The sequence below is a fragment of the Blastococcus sp. CCUG 61487 genome, from assembly GCF_005222955.1.
Lineage (GTDB): Bacteria > Actinomycetota > Actinomycetes > Mycobacteriales > Geodermatophilaceae > Blastococcus.
Genome location: NZ_LWUA01000233.1, coordinates 1 through 18,955 on the forward strand (window position 1 = coordinate 1; position 18,955 = coordinate 18,955).

At 72.8% G+C, this 18,955-nt stretch carries 19 protein-coding genes; 5 read left to right on the forward strand and 14 right to left on the reverse strand.

Annotation, left to right across the window (positions count from 1 at the left end):
- The 11 genes from A6V29_RS12595 to A6V29_RS21665 form a co-directional block, all read right to left on the reverse strand.
- The coding region (locus A6V29_RS12595) for a 13E12 repeat family protein (protein ID WP_137160617.1) at positions 1–1,425 on the reverse strand (1,425 nt) is incomplete at its 3' end.
- 129 nt (positions 1,426–1,554) lie between these two features.
- The gene (locus tag A6V29_RS12600; protein ID WP_212719345.1) at positions 1,555–2,109 is read right to left on the reverse strand and encodes a hypothetical protein; all 555 of its coding nucleotides are present in this window, start codon (positions 2,107–2,109) and stop codon (positions 1,555–1,557) included.
- 116 nt (positions 2,110–2,225) lie between these two features.
- Positions 2,226–2,609 (reverse strand): metal-sulfur cluster assembly factor, encoded by a 384-nt coding sequence (locus tag A6V29_RS12605; protein ID WP_137160618.1) that lies wholly within the window; start codon positions 2,607–2,609, stop codon positions 2,226–2,228.
- Entirely contained in the window at positions 2,606–3,091 is a 486-nt protein-coding gene (gene sufU / locus A6V29_RS12610) for a Fe-S cluster assembly sulfur transfer protein SufU (RefSeq protein ID WP_137160619.1), read from the reverse strand. Before sufU ends, A6V29_RS12605 begins: the two co-directional genes overlap by 4 nt.
- Positions 3,091–4,401 (reverse strand): cysteine desulfurase, encoded by a 1,311-nt coding sequence (locus A6V29_RS12615; RefSeq protein WP_137160620.1) that lies wholly within the window; start codon positions 4,399–4,401, stop codon positions 3,091–3,093. The genes sufU and A6V29_RS12615 overlap by 1 nt, the downstream gene beginning before the upstream one ends.
- The gene (gene sufC, locus A6V29_RS12620) at positions 4,398–5,171 is read right to left on the reverse strand and encodes a Fe-S cluster assembly ATPase SufC (protein ID WP_137160621.1); all 774 of its coding nucleotides are present in this window, start codon (positions 5,169–5,171) and stop codon (positions 4,398–4,400) included. The genes A6V29_RS12615 and sufC overlap by 4 nt, the downstream gene beginning before the upstream one ends.
- 13 nt (positions 5,172–5,184) lie before the next feature.
- On the reverse strand, positions 5,185–5,538 hold the full coding sequence (locus tag A6V29_RS12625; RefSeq protein ID WP_137160622.1) for a Rieske (2Fe-2S) protein: 354 nt from the start codon (positions 5,536–5,538) through the stop codon (positions 5,185–5,187).
- 2 nt (positions 5,539–5,540) lie between these two features.
- The gene (gene sufD / locus A6V29_RS12630) at positions 5,541–6,839 is read right to left on the reverse strand and encodes a Fe-S cluster assembly protein SufD (protein ID WP_212719347.1); all 1,299 of its coding nucleotides are present in this window, start codon (positions 6,837–6,839) and stop codon (positions 5,541–5,543) included.
- A complete protein-coding gene (gene sufB / locus A6V29_RS12635; protein WP_137160623.1) occupies positions 6,839–8,275 on the reverse strand; it encodes a Fe-S cluster assembly protein SufB in 1,437 nt (478 codons plus the stop codon). Before sufB ends, sufD begins: the two co-directional genes overlap by 1 nt.
- A complete protein-coding gene (locus A6V29_RS21660) occupies positions 8,272–8,691 on the reverse strand; it encodes a helix-turn-helix transcriptional regulator (RefSeq protein WP_249933203.1) in 420 nt (139 codons plus the stop codon). Before A6V29_RS21660 ends, sufB begins: the two co-directional genes overlap by 4 nt.
- A complete protein-coding gene (locus A6V29_RS21665; protein ID WP_349642950.1) occupies positions 8,622–9,089 on the reverse strand; it encodes a helix-turn-helix domain-containing protein in 468 nt (155 codons plus the stop codon). The genes A6V29_RS21660 and A6V29_RS21665 overlap by 70 nt, the downstream gene beginning before the upstream one ends.
- Positions 9,090–9,250: 161 nt before the next feature.
- On the opposite strand from A6V29_RS21665, the gene A6V29_RS12645 reads away from it, so the two are divergent.
- Complete coding sequence (locus A6V29_RS12645; RefSeq protein ID WP_137160624.1) at positions 9,251–10,177, forward strand: COX15/CtaA family protein; 927 nt, start codon at positions 9,251–9,253, stop codon at positions 10,175–10,177.
- 8 nt (positions 10,178–10,185) lie between these two features.
- On the opposite strand, the gene A6V29_RS12650 is transcribed toward A6V29_RS12645, so the two are convergent.
- From A6V29_RS12650 to A6V29_RS12660, 3 genes are read right to left on the reverse strand one after another with little or no spacing between them, the layout of a single operon-like run.
- Positions 10,186–10,470, reverse strand: coding sequence for a hypothetical protein (locus A6V29_RS12650; protein WP_137160625.1), 285 nt, complete (start codon positions 10,468–10,470; stop codon positions 10,186–10,188).
- Between the two features lie 6 nt (positions 10,471–10,476).
- Positions 10,477–11,139, reverse strand: a complete 663-nt coding sequence (gene deoC / locus A6V29_RS12655; protein WP_137160626.1) for a deoxyribose-phosphate aldolase — start codon at positions 11,137–11,139, stop codon at positions 10,477–10,479.
- 3 nt (positions 11,140–11,142) lie between these two features.
- Positions 11,143–12,093, reverse strand: a complete 951-nt coding sequence (locus A6V29_RS12660) for a heme o synthase (protein WP_137160627.1) — start codon at positions 12,091–12,093, stop codon at positions 11,143–11,145.
- A 341-nt stretch (positions 12,094–12,434) separates the two neighbouring features.
- Here A6V29_RS12660 and tkt point away from each other — a divergent pair, with 341 nt between their 5' ends.
- From tkt to zwf, 4 genes are read left to right on the forward strand one after another with little or no spacing between them, the layout of a single operon-like run.
- Entirely contained in the window at positions 12,435–14,645 is a 2,211-nt protein-coding gene (gene tkt, locus A6V29_RS12665; protein ID WP_137160628.1) for a transketolase, read from the forward strand.
- A gap of 47 nt (positions 14,646–14,692) precedes the next feature.
- On the forward strand, positions 14,693–15,799 hold the full coding sequence (tal, locus tag A6V29_RS12670; RefSeq protein WP_137160629.1) for a transaldolase: 1,107 nt from the start codon (positions 14,693–14,695) through the stop codon (positions 15,797–15,799).
- Positions 15,796–17,394, forward strand: coding sequence for a phosphoglucose isomerase-related protein (locus tag A6V29_RS12675; RefSeq protein WP_137160630.1), 1,599 nt, complete (start codon positions 15,796–15,798; stop codon positions 17,392–17,394). Before tal ends, A6V29_RS12675 begins: the two co-directional genes overlap by 4 nt.
- 16 nt (positions 17,395–17,410) lie before the next feature.
- Positions 17,411–18,928, forward strand: a complete 1,518-nt coding sequence (gene zwf / locus A6V29_RS12680) for a glucose-6-phosphate dehydrogenase (RefSeq protein WP_137160631.1) — start codon at positions 17,411–17,413, stop codon at positions 18,926–18,928.
- Positions 18,929–18,955: the final 27 nt, after the last annotated feature.

Below are 18,955 nucleotides of genomic sequence, written 5' to 3' on the forward strand. Positions count from 1 at the left end.
GGCGCGTCCGGCGGCGGCCGAGGCGCGGCGCAGGGCCTGGTCGAAGCGGAGCAGGGCCAGGTCGGCCTGCTCGGCGGCGGCGCGCGCGGCCGCCCGCAGGCCCATGGTCGCGGGGGCAGCCGTGGTCGTGCCGGCCTCGCCGGGTTCAGCTCCGGCGGCCTCGGCGGTCTCGGTGGCCGGCGTCGGTGCCGGTGCGGTGGGTGCTCCGTCGTCGTGGCTGCTCTGCTGGGCGAGCCGGCGGGCTTCGTCGTCCCACCAGGCTTGCTGCACCTCGGGGGGTGGGTCGTCTTCGCCGCCCCACACGCCGGCCAGGGCGCGGGCGTCGAGTTCGGCTTCCCATTTGTCGAAGTCCGCGCGCACCTGGTCCGGCCAGGTGTCATCGGGCCGCCCACCCGGGTCCACGAACGGCACCGAATCCTCGCCCGGGGCCGGGTGCTCGTCCGGCTCCGGCTCGGCGGGGGTGGTGTCGGGTGCGGGGGTGAGCAGGCCGAGGGCCCGGGCCAGGGCGCGGACCATCTCCGCGGGCACCGTCTCCCCACCCACCTGCCCAGGCGCGCTGCCGCCGAGCAGAGCCCGCACCCCGGCGACCAGGGTCAGCTGCGCCTGCACCGGCGGCAGCTGGGATTCGCCCGGGCGCAGCACCAGGTCCAGCAGGACGTCGGCCATCTTCTGCCCACGGGTACGGGCGTCGGCCGGGTCCTCGGGCAGCGCGTCGGCGTAGCGGCCCAGCGCATCGACCACCGCCTGCGCCTCCGGCGCGGTCAGCAGCGCTTCCAGCACCGCCATCCCGGCCCGGCGGTCCCGGCGCGCCCACACCCCACGGGCCCGCAGCCCGGCCACCAGTTCCTCGGCCTCCTGCTTCGGATCCCGGCCCAGGCCCATCCGGCGCAGCTTGTCGGCCAGCTGCGCCGGCGTGGTGATCTCCCGCCGCGCCGCCCGCGCGGCCACCCACGCCAGCACGTCCCGCTCCAACGCGGCCCGCCGGTCGTCGTCGGCGATGACCGCCACCCGCTCCCGCAGCGCCCACAGATGCCCCGCATGCAGCAGCCCCGACTCCAACGCCTCCAGGGTGCCCGGCAGCCGGGAGACCAGGGTGAGCGAGCGCTCCAGGTCCAGCCCGGCGGCCTGCTTGCTCACCGCCAGCGCGATCGACAGCTCCGGCACCGCCCACTCGCTCACCCCGGCCAGCACCTCCGGCCGGGCGGCGCGCCGCGCAGCGCTCATCGCCCCGGGCTCGCCGGGCTGCCGGTCGGCCGACACCGGCCGGGACGCGGCGAACTCCGCCACCGCCCGCGCCCGGGCCGCGGTCAGCCGGGTGATCTCCCGATCCAGCTCCTGCACCACCCCGAGCGGGCCGGACGCCCACCCGGCCACCGGCGCACCACCACCGACGGCGGTGGGGTCGAGGGGCGGCTGGTGTTCCATGGGATCGATCATACGTTCGAACACCGACAGTTTTCGGGGTCGAGGCACCAGGCGAGCGAGACGAATGTGGGTCGACCTCCCGCCGACCGGTCACCAGGGTCACAGCGTGGGAGGCCGAGGCCGCAGTGCTCAGGGGCCGAAGAGGACTTCGGCGCCTACCGGCCGATAGCCGGCGGCGAGAAAGGCGCGCAGAGATGCGGTGTTGGCCGGCGCCACCTGCGCCCACACCGCCTCCGTCGCCAGCGAGCGGGCGGCCAGCGCGAGAGCGGTCCCCCGTCCGCGACTGCGGGAGCCCGGCTCGACCTCCAGACTCACCTCGAGCCGGCCGGCCACCCCGCGGCCGAGGGTGAGCATCCCCGTTCCGTCGGCGGACGCCCACACCCCGACGTCCGCCCGGTACAGCAGCGCACGGTCGACCCGCGGGTGCTCGAGCTCGACGGGCACCAGGTCCCGCGCGCCTCCTGGCAGGGGCGGGGCGAGGAGAACGGCGTCCAGGACGCCGGGCTCGGCACCGATCCGGTCGGCGAGCGCCGAGAGGAAGCGCGCGCCGAGCGGTGCCGCGATCGGGTCGTCGGCCACCTGCGCAGCGACCCAGTCGGCATCGACGTCGGCTGCGACCACGTGCCAGGCGGTGCCACCGACGACGGCTGCCCGCGCCCCGGAGGGCGCGGGCAGCGTGGTCACGCTCGCATCGGCCGGTGACACCCGACCGGAGACGAGTCCGGACAGCAGTCCGGAGAGCCCCCCTTCCGGAGTCCCGACCTGGGCGTGCGCAGGGCGGGGAGGAAGGGGGTCCTCCATCACACGCGGAAGCCGAGGGCGCGCAGCTGCTCGCGGCCGTCGTCGGTGATCTTGTCCGGGCCCCACGGCGGCATCCAGACCCAGTTGATCCGGATGTCGTCGACCAGCCCGGGGCCGGGGCCCCCGGTCAGCGCCTGGCGGGCCTGGTCCTCGATGACGTCGGTCAGCGGGCAGGCCGCGGAGGTCAGCGTCATGTCGATGACCGCGACGTTCTCGTCGTCGTCGACGTCGATGCCGTAGACCAGGCCCAGGTCGACGACGTTGACCCCGAGCTCGGGGTCGACGACGTCGCGCATGGCCTCCTCGAGGTCCTCGAGCAGCGCGGTCTTGTAGGCCGGCGCCCCATCGGTCGCGGGAGTGGCGTTCTCGGTCGTCTCGCTCATGCCGTTCCTCCTGAGGGGGTGGTGGTCGCCAGGGCTCGGGCGGAGGCGTCCTTCAACGCCATCCAGCTCATCAGGGCGCACTTGATGCGGGCCGGGTACTTGGAGACGCCGGCGAACGCGACGGCGTCCTCCAGTTCGTCCTCGAGCTTCTCGGCGACGGCGGGGTCGCCCTTGGCCTGCATCAGGGTCATGAAGTGCTCGCCGGTCTGCAGCGCCTGGTCGACGGGCTTGCCGACGACCAGCTCGTACATGGCCGAGATCGACGCCTGGCTGATCGAGCAGCCCATGCCCTCGTAGGAGACGTCGGCCAGCACGGGCTCACCGGAGGCGTCGTCCTCGACGTGCACGCGCAGCGTCACCTCGTCCCCGCAGGTCGGGTTGACGTGGTGCACCTCGGCCTCGAACGGCTCGCGGAGCCCTCGGCCCTGGGGGTTCTTGTAGTGGTCCAGGATGATCTCCTGGTACATCGATTCGAGTTGCATCAGACAACTCCGAAGAACTTCTGCGCCGCGCGAATTCCCTCGGCCAGCGCGTCGATGTCGTCGTAGCCGGTGTGCACGTAGAACGTGGCCCGGGTGGTCGCCGGCACGCCGTAGCGGCGGACGACCGGCCAGGCGCAGTGGTGCCCGACGCGGACGGCGATCCCGAGGTCGTCGAGCACCTGGCCGACGTCGTGCGGGTGGATGCCGTCGACGGTGAACGAGATCGCCCCACCGCGGGCGACGGTGTCGGCCGGACCGACGACGGTGACGCCCGGGATCGCGGCGAGCTGCTCCAGCGCGTAGGCGGTGAGCGCCTCCTCGTGGGCGTGCACCTTCTCCATGCCGAGCGCCTGCAGGTAGTCGACGGCGGCGGCCAGGCCGATGACCTGGGCGGTCATCGGGACGCCGGCCTCGAAGCGCTGCGGCGGCGGCATGAAGGTGCTTCCCTCCATGCGCACGACCTCGATCATCGAGCCGCCGGTCAGGAAGGGCGGCAGCTTGTCGAGCACCTCGTACCGGCCCCACAGCACGCCGACCCCGGTGGGCCCGAGCATCTTGTGCCCGGAGAACACCAGGAAGTCAGCGCCGAGCGCCTGCACGTCGACCGGCTGGTGCGGCACCGACTGCGCGCCGTCGACCAGCACGAGCGCGCCGACCTCGTGCGCCCGCGCCACGATCTCGCCCAGCGGGTTGATCGTGCCGAGGATGTTCGACTGCTGGGTGACCGCGACGAGCTTGGTGCGCTCGTTGACCACCGTGGTCAGGTCCGAGAGGTCCAGCCGGCCGTCGTCGGTGAGCCCCAGCCAGCGCAGGGTCGCCCCGGTGCGCTCGCACAGCTGCTGCCACGGCACGAGGTCGGCGTGGTGCTCCATCTCGGTCACGACGATCTCGTCGCCCTGGCCGACGGCGTAGGTGCGGAACTCCGGCTCCTTGGCCGTCGTGGCGTTGGACAGCGCGTAGGCCACGAGGTTGATCGCCTCGGTGGTGTTGCGGGTGAAGACGATCTCGTTCTCCGGCGCCCCGATGAACGCGCCGATCGTCGCCCGCGCCTCCTCGTAGGCGCCGGTCGCCTCCTCGGCGAGCTGGTGGGCTCCCCGGTGCGGCGCGGCGTTCACGTTCTCGTAGAACCAGCGCTCGGCGTCGAGCACCTGGCGCGGCTTCTGCGAGGTGGCGCCGGAGTCGAGGTAGACCAGCCGCTTCCCGTCCCGCACGGTGCGCGACAGGATCGGGAAGTCCGCCCGGATCGCCTCGACGTCCAGCGGGAGCGGGGGGCGCGCCCCCGTCGCGGGACGCGAGGCGGTCGCGGTCATGCGGACGCGACCTCCGCCGGGCCCTTCACGTACGCCGCGTAGCCCTCGTCCTCCAGCTTCTCCGCGAGCTCCGGGCCGCCCTCCTCGGCGATCCGGCCGTTCACGAAGACGTGCACGAAGTCGGGCTTGATGTAGCGCAGGATCCGCGTGTAGTGCGTGATCAGCAACGTGCCGATCTCGCCCTCCTCGCGGCTGCGGTTGACGCCCTCGGAGACGACCCGCAGCGCGTCGACGTCGAGGCCGGAGTCGGTTTCGTCGAGGATCGCGATCTTCGGCTTGAGCAGCCGCATCTGCAGGATCTCGTGGCGCTTCTTCTCACCACCGGAGAAGCCCTCGTTGACGTTGCGCTCGGCGAACGCCGGGTCCATCTCCAGCGCGGTCATCTCGGTCTTGACGTCCTTGACCCAGTTCCGCAGCTTCGGGGCCTCGCCCTTGATGGCGGTGGCGGCGGTCCGCAGGAAGTTGGACACGCTCACCCCCGGCACCTCGACGGGGTACTGCATGGCCAGGAACAGGCCGGCGCGGGCGCGCTCGTCGACGCTCATCTCGAGGACGTCCTCGCCGTCGAGCGTCACCGAGCCGCCGGTGATCGTGTACTTGGGGTGGCCGGCGATCGAGTAGGCCAGGGTCGACTTGCCCGACCCGTTCGGGCCCATGATCGCGTGGGTCTCACCGGAGCGGACGGTGAGGTCGACGCCACGGAGGATCTCCTTGGCTTCGTCACCCTCGCCGACCGACACGTGCAGGTCGCGGATCTCCAGAACGGACACTTCTTCTCGCTCCTCAGTTGCCGGCCGCGAGCGGAAGGCGCCCGTCGGCCTCGGTGTCGACCAGGACGTCCTCCCCCTCCACGCGGACCGGGTAGACGTCGACCGGCTCGGTGGCCGGCGGGTTGGTGGGCTCGCCCGTGCGCAGGTCGAAGCACGAGCCGTGCAGGTAGCACTCGATGGTCGGGGCGCCGGCGTACAGCTCGACGTCCCCCTCGGTCAGCGGGACGTCGGCGTGCGTGCACCTGTCCTCGAGGGCGTAGATCTGCCCCTCGTAGTTGACGACGGCGACGTCGATGTCCGCGAGCTCGACCCGTAGCGAGCCGTTCTCCGGGACGTCGGCCAGCGCGCAGACGCGCTCGAACGCCATGCTCAGCCCACCTCGACGGGCTGGTCGTCCAGCGCGGGCAGCGCGCCGAGCCGGGCGTCGATGGAGGCCATCAGCCGGTCCTGCAGCGCGTCGATGCCGATGTGCTGCACGACGTCGGCGAAGAAGCCGCGCACCACGAGGCGGCGGGCGGTCTCGGCGTCGATGCCGCGCGAGCACAGGTAGAACAGCTGCTCGTCGTCGAACCGGCCGGTCGCGCTGGCGTGGCCGGCCCCGACGATCTCGCCGGTCTCGATCTCCAGGTTCGGCACCGAGTCGGCGCGGGCGCCGTCGGTGAGCACCAGGTTGCGGTTGAGCTCGTAGGTGTCGGTGCCGGTCGCCGCCGGGCGGATGCGGACGTCACCGATCCAGACCGTGCGCGCCCCCTCGCCCTGCAGCGCGCCCTTGTAGAGCACGTTGCTGGTGCAGTTCGGGACGGCGTGGTCAACCCAGAGCCGGTGCTCCTGGTGCTGGGTCTCGTCGGAGAAGTACACGCCGAAGAGGTCCGCGCGACCACCGGGCCCGGAGTACTGGACGTTGCTCACCAGCCGGACGAGGTCACCGCCGAGGGTGACCACGACCTGCTTGAACGTGGCGTCCCGGCCGACGACGGCGTCGTACTGGCCGCCGTGGACCGCACCCGGCGCCCACTCCTGGACGGAGACGAGGGTGACGTCGGCGCCGTCACCGACGAGCACGGCCACGCCGCCGGAGTACATGGCCTGCCCGCTGTGGTCCAGCACGATCGTGGCCTTGGCGAACGCCCCGACCTCGATGACCAGCTGACCCCAGACGACGTCGTCCGAACCCGTGCCGGCCAGGTCGAGCGTCACCGGCCGGTCGAGCTGGGCCTCCTGCGCGACGCGGACGACGGCGGCGCCGCCGCTGCGCTGACGGGTGAGCGCGGCCAGCCGGTCCACCGGCTCGGGCAGGCCCTTGAGCAGCGGGTCGTCGGCCTCGACGCTGGTCAGCTCGACGCCCTCGGGCAGGTCGGTCGTCCAGCTGAGGTGGGCGTCGGACGGAGCACCGTCCAGCAGCCGGCGGATGCGCTTCATCGGGGTGAAGCGCCACTCCTCCTCACGGCCGGTCGGCACGCCGAACGCGTCCGGGTCGGTGGAGGTGAACCGCTCGGCCGGCGAGCCGGTCGGGGTGGGGCCACCGTGCGAGTGCGCGCCGGCGGGGACGGCCGTCGAGTCGGCGGGCGTCGTCGGGGGGCCGGCCTGGGCGCCGACCCCCTCGGCGAACAGCTCGCCGGCCATGGTGGCCGACTCCGTGGTGAGTCCTGTCGTGTTGTCTGCCGACATCAGCCGACGGCACCTTCCATCTGCAGCTCGATGAGCCGGTTCAGCTCGAGGGCGTACTCCATGGGCAGCTCGCGGGCGATCGGCTCGACGAACCCGCGCACCACCATCGCCATGGCCTCGTCCTCGGACAAGCCGCGGCTCATCAGGTAGAAGAGCTGGTCCTCGCTGACCCGCGAGACCGTCGCCTCGTGGCCCATGGCGACGTCGTCCTCGCGGACGTCGACGTAGGGGTAGGTGTCCGACCGGCTGATCGTGTCGACCAGCAGCGCGTCGCACTTCACCGTGGACTTCGAGCCGTAGGCACCCTCGTCGACCTGGACCAGCCCGCGGTAGGAGGTGCGGCCGCCGCCACGGGCGACGGACTTGCTGATGATCGTGGACGACGTGTGCGGCGCCGCGTGCACCATCTTGGCGCCGGCGTCCTGGTGCTGGCCCTCGCCCGCGAACGCGATCGAGAGGACCTCGCCCTTGGCGTGCTCGCCGGTCATCCACACGGCCGGGTACTTCATCGTCACCTTGGAGCCGATGTTGCCGTCGACCCACTCCATGGTCGCGCCTTCGTGGGCCACGGCCCGCTTGGTGACCAGGTTGTAGACGTTGTTCGACCAGTTCTGGATGGTCGTGTACCGGCAGCGCGCGTTCTTCTTGACGATGATCTCGACGACGGCGGAGTGCAGCGAGTCGCTCTTGTAGATCGGCGCGGTGCAGCCCTCGACGTAGTGCACGTAGGCGCCCTCGTCGACGATGATCAGCGTCCGCTCGAACTGGCCCATGTTCTCGGTGTTGATCCGGAAGTATGCCTGCAGCGGGATCTCGACGTGCACGCCCGGCGGCACGTAGATGAAGGAGCCACCCGACCACACGGCGGTGTTCAGCGCGGCGAACTTGTTGTCGCCGGACGGGATCACCGAGCCGAAGTACTCCTGGAAGATCTCCGGGTGCTCCTTGAGCGCGGTGTCGGTGTCCAGGAAGAGGACGCCCTGCTCCTCCAGGTCCTCGCGGATCTGGTGGTAGACGACCTCGGACTCGTACTGGGCGGCGACACCCGCGACCAGCCGCTGCTTCTCCGCCTCGGGGATGCCCAGCTTGTCGTAGGTGTTCTTGATGTCCTCCGGCAGCTCCTCCCACGAGGTGGCCTGCTTCTCGGTGGAGCGCACGAAGTACTTGATGTTCTGGAAGTCGATCCCCGACAGGTCCGAGCCCCAGTCGGGCATCGGCTTGCGGTCGAACAGCTTGAGGGCCTTGAGCCGGCGCTCGAGCATCCACTCGGGCTCGTTCTTCCGCGCCGAGATGTCGCGGACGACCTCTTCGTTGAGCCCGCGCCGCGCCGACGCGCCGGCGATGTCGGCGTCCGCCCAGCCGTACTCGTAGTTGCCGAGCTGGGCGATCTGCTCGTCCTGCGTCAGCGGCGGGGCCGGCTGCTGGGTGCTGGTCATGCGGGCGTCCTCTCCCGGTGGTTCGTGGGGGTGCTGCTCGTGCTGGTGGGCGCGCTGGCGGGCGCCGCTCGCTCACCTCGTACAGGGCGGGTGGGGGTCGATCTGTTCCCCGCCCGCGGGGGTCCGGTCTGCAGGGGGCCCGGGATGTGCGTGGTGCAGATCCCGTCGCCGTGCGCGATGGTCGCCAGCCGCTGCACGTGGGTGCCGACCAGCCGGCCGATGACCGCGGTCTCCGCCTCGCACAGCTGCGGGAACTCGGCCGCGACGTGCGCCACCGGGCAGTGGTGCTGGCACAGCTGACCACCGCTGGAGATCGCCGAGGCCGTGGCAGCGTAACCCTCGGCCGTCAGCGCGGCGGCCAGGGCCTGTGCCCGGTCGACCGGCGCTCCCCCGGCCGCGTGCACGGCGCTCTCCACCGCGCTCGACGCGCGGCGCTCCAGGCCCGCGAGCTGCTGCTCGGCGACGGCGCGGACGGCGTCGGGGCCGCCCGAGGCGGCGACGTAGCGCAGCGCGGTGAGCGCCAGGTCGTCGTAGGCGTGCGGGAACGACGCGCGGCGGCGTCGGTCAGGTGGAACCGGCGGGCCGGGCGGCCCCGGCCGCGGTGGGGGGCCCGCGTCTGGCGCTCCTCGAGCCGGCCGGCGACGACGAGCGCGTCCAGGTGACGGCGCACGGCCGCGGGCGAGATGCCCAGCCGGCCGGCGAGCTCGGTGGCCGTCTGCGGGCCGTGCTCGAGCAGCAGCGCGCTCACGCGGTCGCGTGTCCGCCCGTCGTCGGCGGTCGCCGACGGACGCGGGGAGGACAGGGCGCTTTCCACAACACGAGTGTGTCCTATTTCGCGGTCGCCGCAAGCAAGGTCGTCCTAAGAAACGCCGCTGGGGACCTCGCCGTGACCAAGCTCACGGCCCTCGTGCAGGGGCCCGTCGCGAGCGTGCGAGCGGCGGGGGGTCACGAGGGTCCTGTGACTAGCATCGAGGCGTGCCGGTCCTGCCCACCGCCTTCTCCCCCACCACGATCTCGCGGGTCGCCTTCGCCAACGTCGTGGCCAACGGCGGGATCGTCGTCACCGGCGGCGTCGTCCGGCTCACCGGCTCCGGCCTGGGCTGCCCGACGTGGCCGCGGTGCACCGACGAGAGCTTCACGACCACGCCGGAGATGGGCATCCACGGCGTCGTCGAGTTCGGCAACCGGCTGCTCACCTTCGTCCTCTCGGTGCTCGCCATCGCCCTCGTCGTGGTGGTGGTCCGATCCGCCCGGCGCGACCTGCGCCCGCTCGCCGTCGCCGCGTTCCTCGGCATCCCGGCCCAGGGCGTCCTCGGCGGGATCACCGTCCTCACCGGCCTGAACCCCTGGACCGTCGCCGCCCACTTCCTCATCTCCATGGTCCTGGTCGCGCTCACCACCGTGCTGTGGCTCCGCTCGCGCGAACCCGGCGTCGGCCACCCGGTGGTGGGGCGGCCGTTCCGGCTGCTGGTGCTAGCCATCGCCGCGGTCACCGCGCTGGTGCTCGTCATGGGGACGGTCGTCACCGGGAGCGGTCCGCACAGCGGCGACCTCGAGGCCGGGCGCACCGGGTTCGACCCCGAGCTGATCAGCCACCTGCACGCCGACGCCGTCTTCCTGCTCCTCGGGCTCACCGTGGCCCTGCTGGTCGCGCTGCACGTGACGGAGACCCCTGGTCGGGTGCGCCGCGCCGCCCGCGACGTGCTGATCGTCCAGCTGCTGCAGGGCGTCGTCGGCTACGTCCAGTACTTCACCGGCCTGCCGATCGTCCTCGTGCTGCTGCACATGCTGGGCGCGGTGCTGATCGCCGCCTACACCGCGCGGCTGGTGTGGTCGGTGCGCGGGCCGGCGTCGGAGCAGCCGCTGACCGTGCCGACGGAACCGGCCGCCGCCACCCGCTGACCGGGGGCTCAGCCGTGCCAGACGAGGACGACGGCGACCGCTCCCTCCAGTGACTCCCACCGGGAGCCGGTGACCGTCTCCGGCGCGCTGCGGGCGTCCGCCCAGGCCGGCCAGGCGTCGTCCTCGTCGTGCCACAGCAGGCGGCCGCCGACGAGGTAGCTCACCACCGGCCAGCCCGACTCGATCAGCTCCTCGACCTCGGCCCGCTCGATCCGGCGGGCGACCAGGGAGTAGGTCCGCCCGTCGGCGCCGACGAACTCCCCCATCCGCGCGTTGGCCAGGTCCCGCCGCACGAGGCCCTAGTCCGGCAGCTCGGCGAGGACGGCGACGGTCGCGCTCATGCCGAGGCGGGTCGCGCCGGCGTCGAGCATCCGCAGCGCCGTCGCCAGGTCCCGGATGCCGCCGGAGGCCTTGACCCCGAGGTCGGGCACCGTCTCCCGCATCAGCCGCACCGCCTCGACGGTGGCACCGCCGCTCGGGTGGAAGCCCGTCGACGTCTTCACGAAGTCGGCGCCGGCGTCGCGGGCCAGCAGGCAGCCGAGGCGGATCCGGTCGTCGTCCAGCGCGGCGGTCTCGAGGATCACCTTGAGCAGTCCGCCGTCCGGCACCGCCGCACGGACCGCCGCGATGTCCCGGACCACGCCGTCGCGGTCGCCGTCCCGGAGCCGGCCGATGTCCAGCACCATGTCGAACTCGGTGGCGCCGGCCTCGGCGGCCCGGTGCACCTCGGCCACCTTCGCCTCGGGAAGCACGGCGCCGGACGGGAAGCCGACGACCGTGCAGGCAGCGACGCCGGAGCCCGTGAGCCGGCCCGCAGCCCGGCCCACCCGGGCGGACGAGACGCAGACCGCGGCGACCCCGGCCGCCAGCGCGTCGTCCACCAGCGCGTCGACGTCGGCGCCGAGCGCCTCCGACTTCAGCAGGGTGTGGTCGACCAGCCGCGCGAACTCGGAGCGCCGCACGGCTCAGACGATGGCGTCGACGACGATCGCGACCATCAGCAGCGCGAGGTACGAGATCGAGACGTGGAACAGCTGCATCGGCTTGGTCTCGCCACCGGCCTTGATGCGGCGCAGCAGCCGGTGCGACTCCACGACGAACCAGCCGCCGAGCAGCACCGCCGGGATCGTGTAGCCCAGCCCGATGCCGTAGTCGGAGGCGACCGGCCACAGCAGCAGCGACAGCGCGGCGGTCACCCAGGCCCACCCGACCGTCTGCCGGCCCACCGACTCCGCCGTCGTGACCACCGGGAGCATCGGGACGTCGGCCCGGGCGTAGTCGTCCCTGAACCGCAGGGCCAGTGCCCAGAAGTGCGGCATCTGCCAGGCCCAGACGACGGCGAAGACGAGGAGGGCCGGCCAGTCCAGGGAGCCGGTCACCGCGGCCCAGCCGATGAGCACCGGCGCCGCCCCGGGGACGCCGCCCCACTCGGTGCTGCGCTTGGTGTGCCGCTTGAACACCATCGTGTAGAGGACGGCGTAGTAGAAGATCGCCCCGGCCGCGAGCGCGGCGGCCAGCGGCGTGGTCGTGGCCGCCAGCAGCGCGATGGACACCACGGTGAGCACGAAGCCGAAGATCAGCGCCGCCCGCGGCGTGACCTCACCGGTGACCAGCGGACGCTTCTGGGTCCGCTGCATCAACCTGTCGATGTCCCGGTCGAAGTAGCAGTTGAAGACGTTCGCAGCACCCGCGGCCAGCGTGCCGCCCACCAGCGTGGCGATCAGGACCCGCCAGTCCGGCCAGCCCCGGTCGGCGAGCATCATCGCCGGCACCGTGGTGACCAGCAGCAGCTCGATGATGCGCGGCTTGGTGAGGGCCACGTAGGCGAGCACCCGAGCGCGCATCGTCGAGGAGCGGGACTGCGACCGGCGGGCCGGGTCGCGACGGGAAGACGAACGCTCCGAGAGGGCGGTCACCGGGAGCCCTCGGGTGCTGCTGCGCGTGCGCAGGGCACCGCGACAGGCCAGGCGAAAAGCACGAGGGGGCCACTCCGAACCGGGGATGGGAACGCCACCCACTGTAGCCCGCGAGGCTGCCGCCGACGGGTGGGGCGCTCGGCCGGACGACTAGGGTTGATCACGTTGATGCCGGCGGTCATGCGGGTAGGGCCGACGTCGACGAACGGCGGAGCAACCCGGTCCGACGCGGGAACGGGCGGCCCACCGCGGGAATGCCCGGCGCTCGCCGGTCCGGGCCCCGATCCGCCAACGAGAACGCGCGGCCGGAACCAGGCCGATCCGAGGGAGACGCAACACACATGGACACGCGAAGCACCCAGGCCGAGGCGCCGGCCGAGGCTGCCACGGACTCGCCCACCGGCAGCCCCGCCCAGCCGGAGCCGACGCTGCCGGAAGGCTTCGTCGACCTCGACCGCAGGGCGATCGACACCGCCCGCGTCCTCGCGATGGACGCGGTGCAGCGGGCCGGCAACGGCCACCCCGGCACGGCCATGAGCATGGCCCCGGCGGCCTACCTCCTCTTCCAGCGCTGGCTGCGCCACGACCCCTCCGACCCGAACTGGGTCGGCCGCGACAGGTTCATCCTGTCCATGGGACACAGCAGCCTGACGCTCTACGTCCAGCTGTACCTCTCCGGCTACGGGCTCGAGCTCGACGACCTCCGGGCGCTGCGCCAGTGGGGCTCGCTCACCCCCGGACACCCCGAGGTCAACCACACCCCGGGCGTCGAGACCACCACCGGCCCCCTGGGGCAGGGCGTCGGCAACGCCGTCGGCATGGCGATGGCCGCCCGCCGCGAGCGCGGGATGCTCGACCCCGACACCCCCGAGGGCGAGAGCCCGTTCGACCACACGATCTGGGCCTTCTGCTCCGACGGCGACCTCCAGGAGGGCGTCAGCGGCGAGGCGTCGTCCCTGGCCGGCACCCAGCGCCTCGGCAACCTGGTCCTCGTCTACGACGACAACAAGATCTCCATCGAGGACGACACGACTGTCGCCTTCACCGAGGACGTCGGCGCGCGCTACGAGGCGTACGGCTGGCACGTCCAGCACGTCGACGACGGCGAGGACCTCGCCGCGCTCGACGCCGCCCTGGCCGCGGCCAAGGCCGAGACCCGGCGTCCGTCGATCATCGTGCTCCGCACGATCATCGCCTGGCCCGCGCCCACCAAGCAGAACACCGGCGCCTCCCACGGCTCGGCGCTCGGCGAGGACGAGGTGCGGGCCACCAAGGAGATCCTCGGCCTCGACCCGGAGAAGGCCTTCGACGTCGACCCGCAGGTGCTCGCCCACGCCCGCCGCGTCGTCGACCGCGGGCGGGAGACCCGGGCGCAGTGGGAGCAGGCGTTCGCGGCGTGGCAGCAGGCCAACCCGGACGGCGCCGCGCTGCTGGAGCGGATGCGGACCCGCACCCTGCCCGACGGGTGGGCCGCGAAGCTGCCGTCCTGGCCGGCCGACCCGAAGGGCGTGGCCACCCGCAAGGCGTCCGGCGAGGTGCTGGCCGCCCTCTACCCGGTGCTGCCGGAGCTGTGGGGCGGCTCGGCCGACCTCGCGGAGAGCAACAACACCGCGGTCAAGGGCGAGCCGTCGTTCCTGCCGGCCGACCGCCAGACCAAGACCTGGTCGGGCGGCCCCTACGGGCGCAACCTGCACTTCGGCGTCCGCGAGCACGCCATGGGCGCGATCATGAACGGGATCGCGCTGCACGGCGGCACCCGGGTCTACGGCGGCACGTTCCTCACCTTCTCCGACTACATGCGCGGCGCCGTCCGGCTCGCGGCGCTCATGCAGCTGCCGGTCACCTACGTGTGGACCCACGACTCAATCGGCCTGGGCGAGGACGGGCCGACGCACCAGCCGATCGAGCACCTCGCCGCGCTGCGGGCCATCCCCGGCCTCGACGTCGTCCGCCCGGCCGACGCCAACGAGGTCGCGGTCGCCTGGCGCACGATCCTCGAGCACAACGACCGCCCCGCGGGGCTCGCCCTGTCCCGGCAGAACCTGCCGGTGTTCGACCGCGAGACGCTCGCCTCGGCGGAGGGCGTCGCCCGCGGCGCCTACGTGCTGGCCGAGGCGTCGTCCGGCAGCCCGGAGCTGATCCTCCTGGGCACCGGCTCCGAGGTGCAGATCGCCCTCGCGGCCCGGGACCAGCTCGAGGCGGACGGCGTGCCGACCCGGGTCGTCTCGGTGCCCTGCGTCGAGTGGTTCGCCGCCCAGGATCGCGGCTACAAGGAGTCGGTCCTCCCGCCGTCGGTGCGGGCGCGGGTCAGCGTCGAGGCCGGGGTCCCGCAGGGCTGGCGCGAGTTCGTGGGCGACGCCGGCCGGATCGTCGGCATCGACCACTACGGGGCCAGCGCCGGCTACCAGGTGCTGTACGAGAAGTTCGGCTTCACCGCCGAGGCTGTCGTGGCCGCGGCCCGCGAGAGCATCGCCGCGGCGTCCAGCGACCCCGTCGGACCGCTCGGCCCCGACGCGTCCGGTGTCCTGCACTCCCCCACCGGCGACATGTAAGGACCCTCGCGAGACCCGCGCCGACCGCATCGAGAAGGGCACGAGACATGGCACAGAACGAGAAGCTGGCCGAACTCTCCCGGGCCGGGGTCGCCGTCTGGCTCGACGACCTGTCGCGCGACCGGATCCTCAGCGGCGACCTGCAGTCGCTGGTCGACGAGTACTCCGTCGTGGGCGTCACGACCAACCCGACGATCTTCGCGGCCGCGATCAGCGGCTCGGACGTCTACGACGAGCAGCTGCACGGCCTGGCCACGCTGGAGGTCAGCGTCGAGGAGGCGCTGCGGAGCATCACCGCCCACGACGTGCGGGCGGCCTGCGACGTCCTGGCCCCGGTCGCGCAGCGGCAGCCCGGTGACGGGCGCGTCTCGCTCGAGGTCGCTCCGGGCCTGGCGAACGACACGGACGCCACGGCCGCCGAGGCGGCCCACCTGTGGTGGCTGGTCGACCGCCCCAACCTGTTCATCAAGATCCCGGCGACCGAGGCCGGCCTGCCCGCGATCACGACGACGATCGCCAAGGGCATCAGCGTCAACGTCACACTGATCTTCAGCCTCGAGCGGTACCGGGCGGTCATGGACGCCTACCTCACCGGGCTGGAGCAGCGCCTGGAGACGACGCCGGACGCCGACCTCAGCGGCCTGGAGTCGGTGGCCTCGTTCTTCGTCTCCCGCGTCGACACCGAGATCGACAAGCGGCTCGACGCGGCCGGCGCCGACCCGTCCCTGAAGGGCAAGGCGGGTGTCGCCAACGCACAGCTGGCCTACCAGGCCTACGAGGAGGTCTTCTCCTCCGACCGCTGGCGCGCGCTGGAGGCCAAGGGTGCCCGCCGTCAGCGGCCGCTGTGGGCCTCGACTGGGGTCAAGAACCCCGAGTACCCGGACACGCTGTACATCAGCGAGCTGGTGGCGCCCGGCACGGTGAACACCATGCCGGAGAAGACGATGCGGGCCTACGCCGACCACGGCTCCGTCGGCACGCCGGTGCAGAAATCCTACGAGGACGCGGCGGCCGTCATGCAGGCCGTCTCCGACGCGGGCGTCGACCTCGACGACGTGTTCCGCGTGCTCGAGGAGGAGGGCGTGCAGAAGTTCGTCGACTCCTGGGACGAGCTGACCGAGTCGGTGCGCACCCAGCTGGAGGACAAGAAGTGACCTTGCGCGTCGACGTCGCCGGGCTCGACGTCCCGGCCGACCTCCGCGACCAGCTCGCCGCCGACGACGTCGCCGCACGGCTGGCGCGCAAGGACGCCACCCTCTGGGGACCCGACGCCGAGGACGAGGCGGCGATCCGGCTCGGCTGGCTCGACCTCCCCACGTCGTCCAGGTCACTGGTCGACCAGCTGGCCGAGCTGCGGGAACAACTGCTCTCCGAGGGCCTGGACCGGATCGTGCTGTGCGGCATGGGCGGCTCGTCCCTGGCCCCCGAGGTCATCTGCCGCACCGCCGGGGTGCCCCTGGTGGTGCTGGACACCACCGACCCCGGGCAGGTCGCCGCGGCGATGACCGACCTCGAGCGCACCGTGGTCGTCGTCTCCTCGAAGTCCGGCGGCACGATCGAGACCGACAGCCAGCGGCGCGCGTTCATGAGCGCCTTCGCCGCGGCCGGTCTCGACGACGCCGCGGTCGGGTCCCGGTTCGTCGTCGTCACCGACCCCGGCTCGCCGCTGGCCGAGACCGCGGTGGCGATGGGCGCCCGCGCGGTGTTCCTCGCCGACCCGACGGTCGGGGGCCGCTACAGCGCCCTGTCCGCGTTCGGTCTGGTGCCCTCCGCGCTCGCCGGTGCCGACGTCGGCGCGCTGCTCGACGACGCCGCAGAGCTCGCCGACCAGCTGGCCGCGGGTGACAACCCCGCGCTCGAGCTGGGCCTGGTGCTCGGCGCGGCCGCCGCACAGGGCCGCGACAAGCTCGCCCTCGCCGACAGCGCCGACGCGATCGAGGGCTTCGGCGACTGGGCCGAGCAGCTCGTCGCCGAGTCCACCGGCAAGGAGGGACGCGGCATCCTGCCCGTCGTCCTGGAGTCACCGACCGCTCCCGGCGCGGACGCACCCGACGCCCTGCTCGCCGTCGTCGGCTCGCCGGGCACCGCGACCTCCCCCTCGGTGGGGGTCAGCGGCCCGCTGGGTGCCCAGTTCCTCGGCTGGGAGTACGCCACCGCGGTCGCCGGCCGGATCCTGGGGATCAACCCCTTCGACCAGCCGAACGTGACCGAGAGCAAGGAGAACACCTCGGCGATCCTCACCTCCGGGCTGCCCGACGAGCAGCCGGCGGCGACGATCGGCGCGATCGAGGTGCGCGGCAGCGGCGGCGTCCTCGACGGGGTGGACCTCAGCGCGCACGACGGGGTCGCGCTGGCCCTCGACGCGCTGCTGGGCTCCGTGCCGGAGGGCGGGTACCTGGCGATCATGGCCTACCTCGACCGGCTGGCCGACGCCAGCGCCGCCGACCTGCGCGCCGCCGTGGCGGCGCGCACCGAGCGGGCGGTCACCTTCGGTTGGGGCCCGCGGTTCCTGCACTCGACCGGCCAGTACCACAAGGGCGGTCCCCAGACGGGCGCGTTCCTGCAGATCACCGGCGTGATCGCCGAGGACGTGCCGGTTCCCGGGCAGCAGTACAGCTTCGGCGGGCTGCAGGCCGCCCAGGCCGCGGGCGACCGCAAGGCACTGGCCGACCGCGGCCGACCACTGCTCCACCTGCACCTCACCGACCGGGCGGCCGGGATCGGCCAGCTCCTGACGGCTCTGGGCTGACGGCGCGGAGACCGCGATGATCCCCAACCCGCTGCGCGATCCCCGCGACCGGCGGCTGCCGCGCGTACCCGAGCCCTGCGCGCTGGTGGTGTTCGGCATCACCGGGGACCTCGCCCGCAAGAAGCTGTTGCCCGCCGTCTACGACCTGGCCAACCGCGGGTTGCTCCCGACCAACTTCGCGCTGCTCGGCTTCGCCCGGCGCGACTGGGGTGACACCGAATTCGCCGAGCTCGCCCGCGGCGCGGCCCGCGAGAACGCCCGCACCCCGTGGCGGGAGGAGGTGTGGGACCGCCTGGCCGCCGGCGTCCGGTTCGTCCAGGGCTCCTTCGACGACGACGACGCCTTCGACGACCTGGCCGAGGCGCTCGCCGAGCTCGAGGGCAGCCACGGCATCGGCGGCAACGCGGCCTTCTACCTCTCCATCCCGCCGGCGATGTTCCCGGTCGTGCTCAAGCAGATGGAGCGCACCGGCATGGCGCACAGCACCGGGGACAGGTGGCGCCGAGTCGTCGTCGAGAAGCCCTTCGGCACCGACCTGCCCTCCAGCCGGGAGCTCAACGAGCTCGTCGACTCGGTCTTCGGCGCCGACGACGTCTTCCGCATCGACCACTACCTGGGCAAGGAGACGGTCCAGAACCTGATGGCGCTGCGGTTCGCGAACACGCTGTTCGAGCCGGTCTGGAACGGTCACCACGTCGACTCCGTGCAGATCACCATGGCCGAGGACGTCGGCATCGGCGGGCGGGCCGGGTTCTACGAGGAGACCGGCGCCGCCCGCGACGTCCTGCAGAACCACCTGCTGCAGCTGCTGGCGCTCACCGCCATGGAGGAGCCGGTCGAGTTCTCGGCCGAGCAGATCGGCATCGAGAAGCTCAAGGTGCTGCGGGCGATCTCGCTGCCCGAGGACAAGGCCACGTTCGCGGTCCGCGGCCAGTACGAGCAGGGCTGGCTGGCCGGCGAGCGCGTGGTCGGCTACCGGCAGGAGGACGGCGTCGCCGAGGACTCCACCACCGAGACCTACGCGGCCGTGCGGCTCGGCGTCGAGACCCGGCGCTGGGCCGGCGTCCCCTTCTACCTGCGCACCGGCAAGCGCCTGCCGCGCCGGGTCACCGAGATCGCGCTGGTGTTCAAGCGGGCCCCGCACCTGCCGTTCGCCGACACCGACACCGAGGAGCTGGGCAACAACCAGCTGGTCGTGCGGGTGCAGCCCGACGAAGGGGTCACCCTCAAGTTCGGGTCGAAGGTGCCGGGCAGCGTGATGGAGGTCCGCGACGTGTCGATGGACTTCCTCTACGGCGAGCAGTTCACCGAGGCCTCCCCCGAGGCCTACGAGCGGCTGCTGCTCGACGTGCTGCTCGGGGACGCCACCCTGTTCCCGCGCAACGCCGAGGTCGAGGCGTCGTGGGCGGTGATCGACCCGCTGGAGGAGTTCTGGGCCGGCACCGAGCCCTACCCCTACCGCGCCGGCGAGTGGGGGCCGCGGGCGGCCGACGAGATGCTCGCGGCGGAGAACCGGCAGTGGCGGCGGCCGTGACCGGCGGGCGCCCGACCGGGCCGATCC

Coding starts and splice junctions, on each gene's coding strand:
- zwf (WP_137160631.1), top strand. CDS start 17,411: ATGATCCCCAACCCGCTGCGCGATCCCCGCGACCGGCGGCTGCCGCGC.
- A6V29_RS12605 (WP_137160618.1), bottom strand. CDS start 2,609: ATGAGCGAGACGACCGAGAACGCCACTCCCGCGACCGATGGGGCGCCG.
- tkt (WP_137160628.1), top strand. CDS start 12,435: ATGGACACGCGAAGCACCCAGGCCGAGGCGCCGGCCGAGGCTGCCACG.
- sufD (WP_212719347.1), bottom strand. CDS start 6,839: ATGTCGGCAGACAACACGACAGGACTCACCACGGAGTCGGCCACCATG.
- A6V29_RS12625 (WP_137160622.1), bottom strand. CDS start 5,538: ATGGCGTTCGAGCGCGTCTGCGCGCTGGCCGACGTCCCGGAGAACGGC.
- A6V29_RS12615 (WP_137160620.1), bottom strand. CDS start 4,401: ATGACCGCGACCGCCTCGCGTCCCGCGACGGGGGCGCGCCCCCCGCTC.
- tal (WP_137160629.1), top strand. CDS start 14,693: ATGGCACAGAACGAGAAGCTGGCCGAACTCTCCCGGGCCGGGGTCGCC.
- sufU (WP_137160619.1), bottom strand. CDS start 3,091: ATGCAACTCGAATCGATGTACCAGGAGATCATCCTGGACCACTACAAG.
- sufB (WP_137160623.1), bottom strand. CDS start 8,275: ATGACCAGCACCCAGCAGCCGGCCCCGCCGCTGACGCAGGACGAGCAG.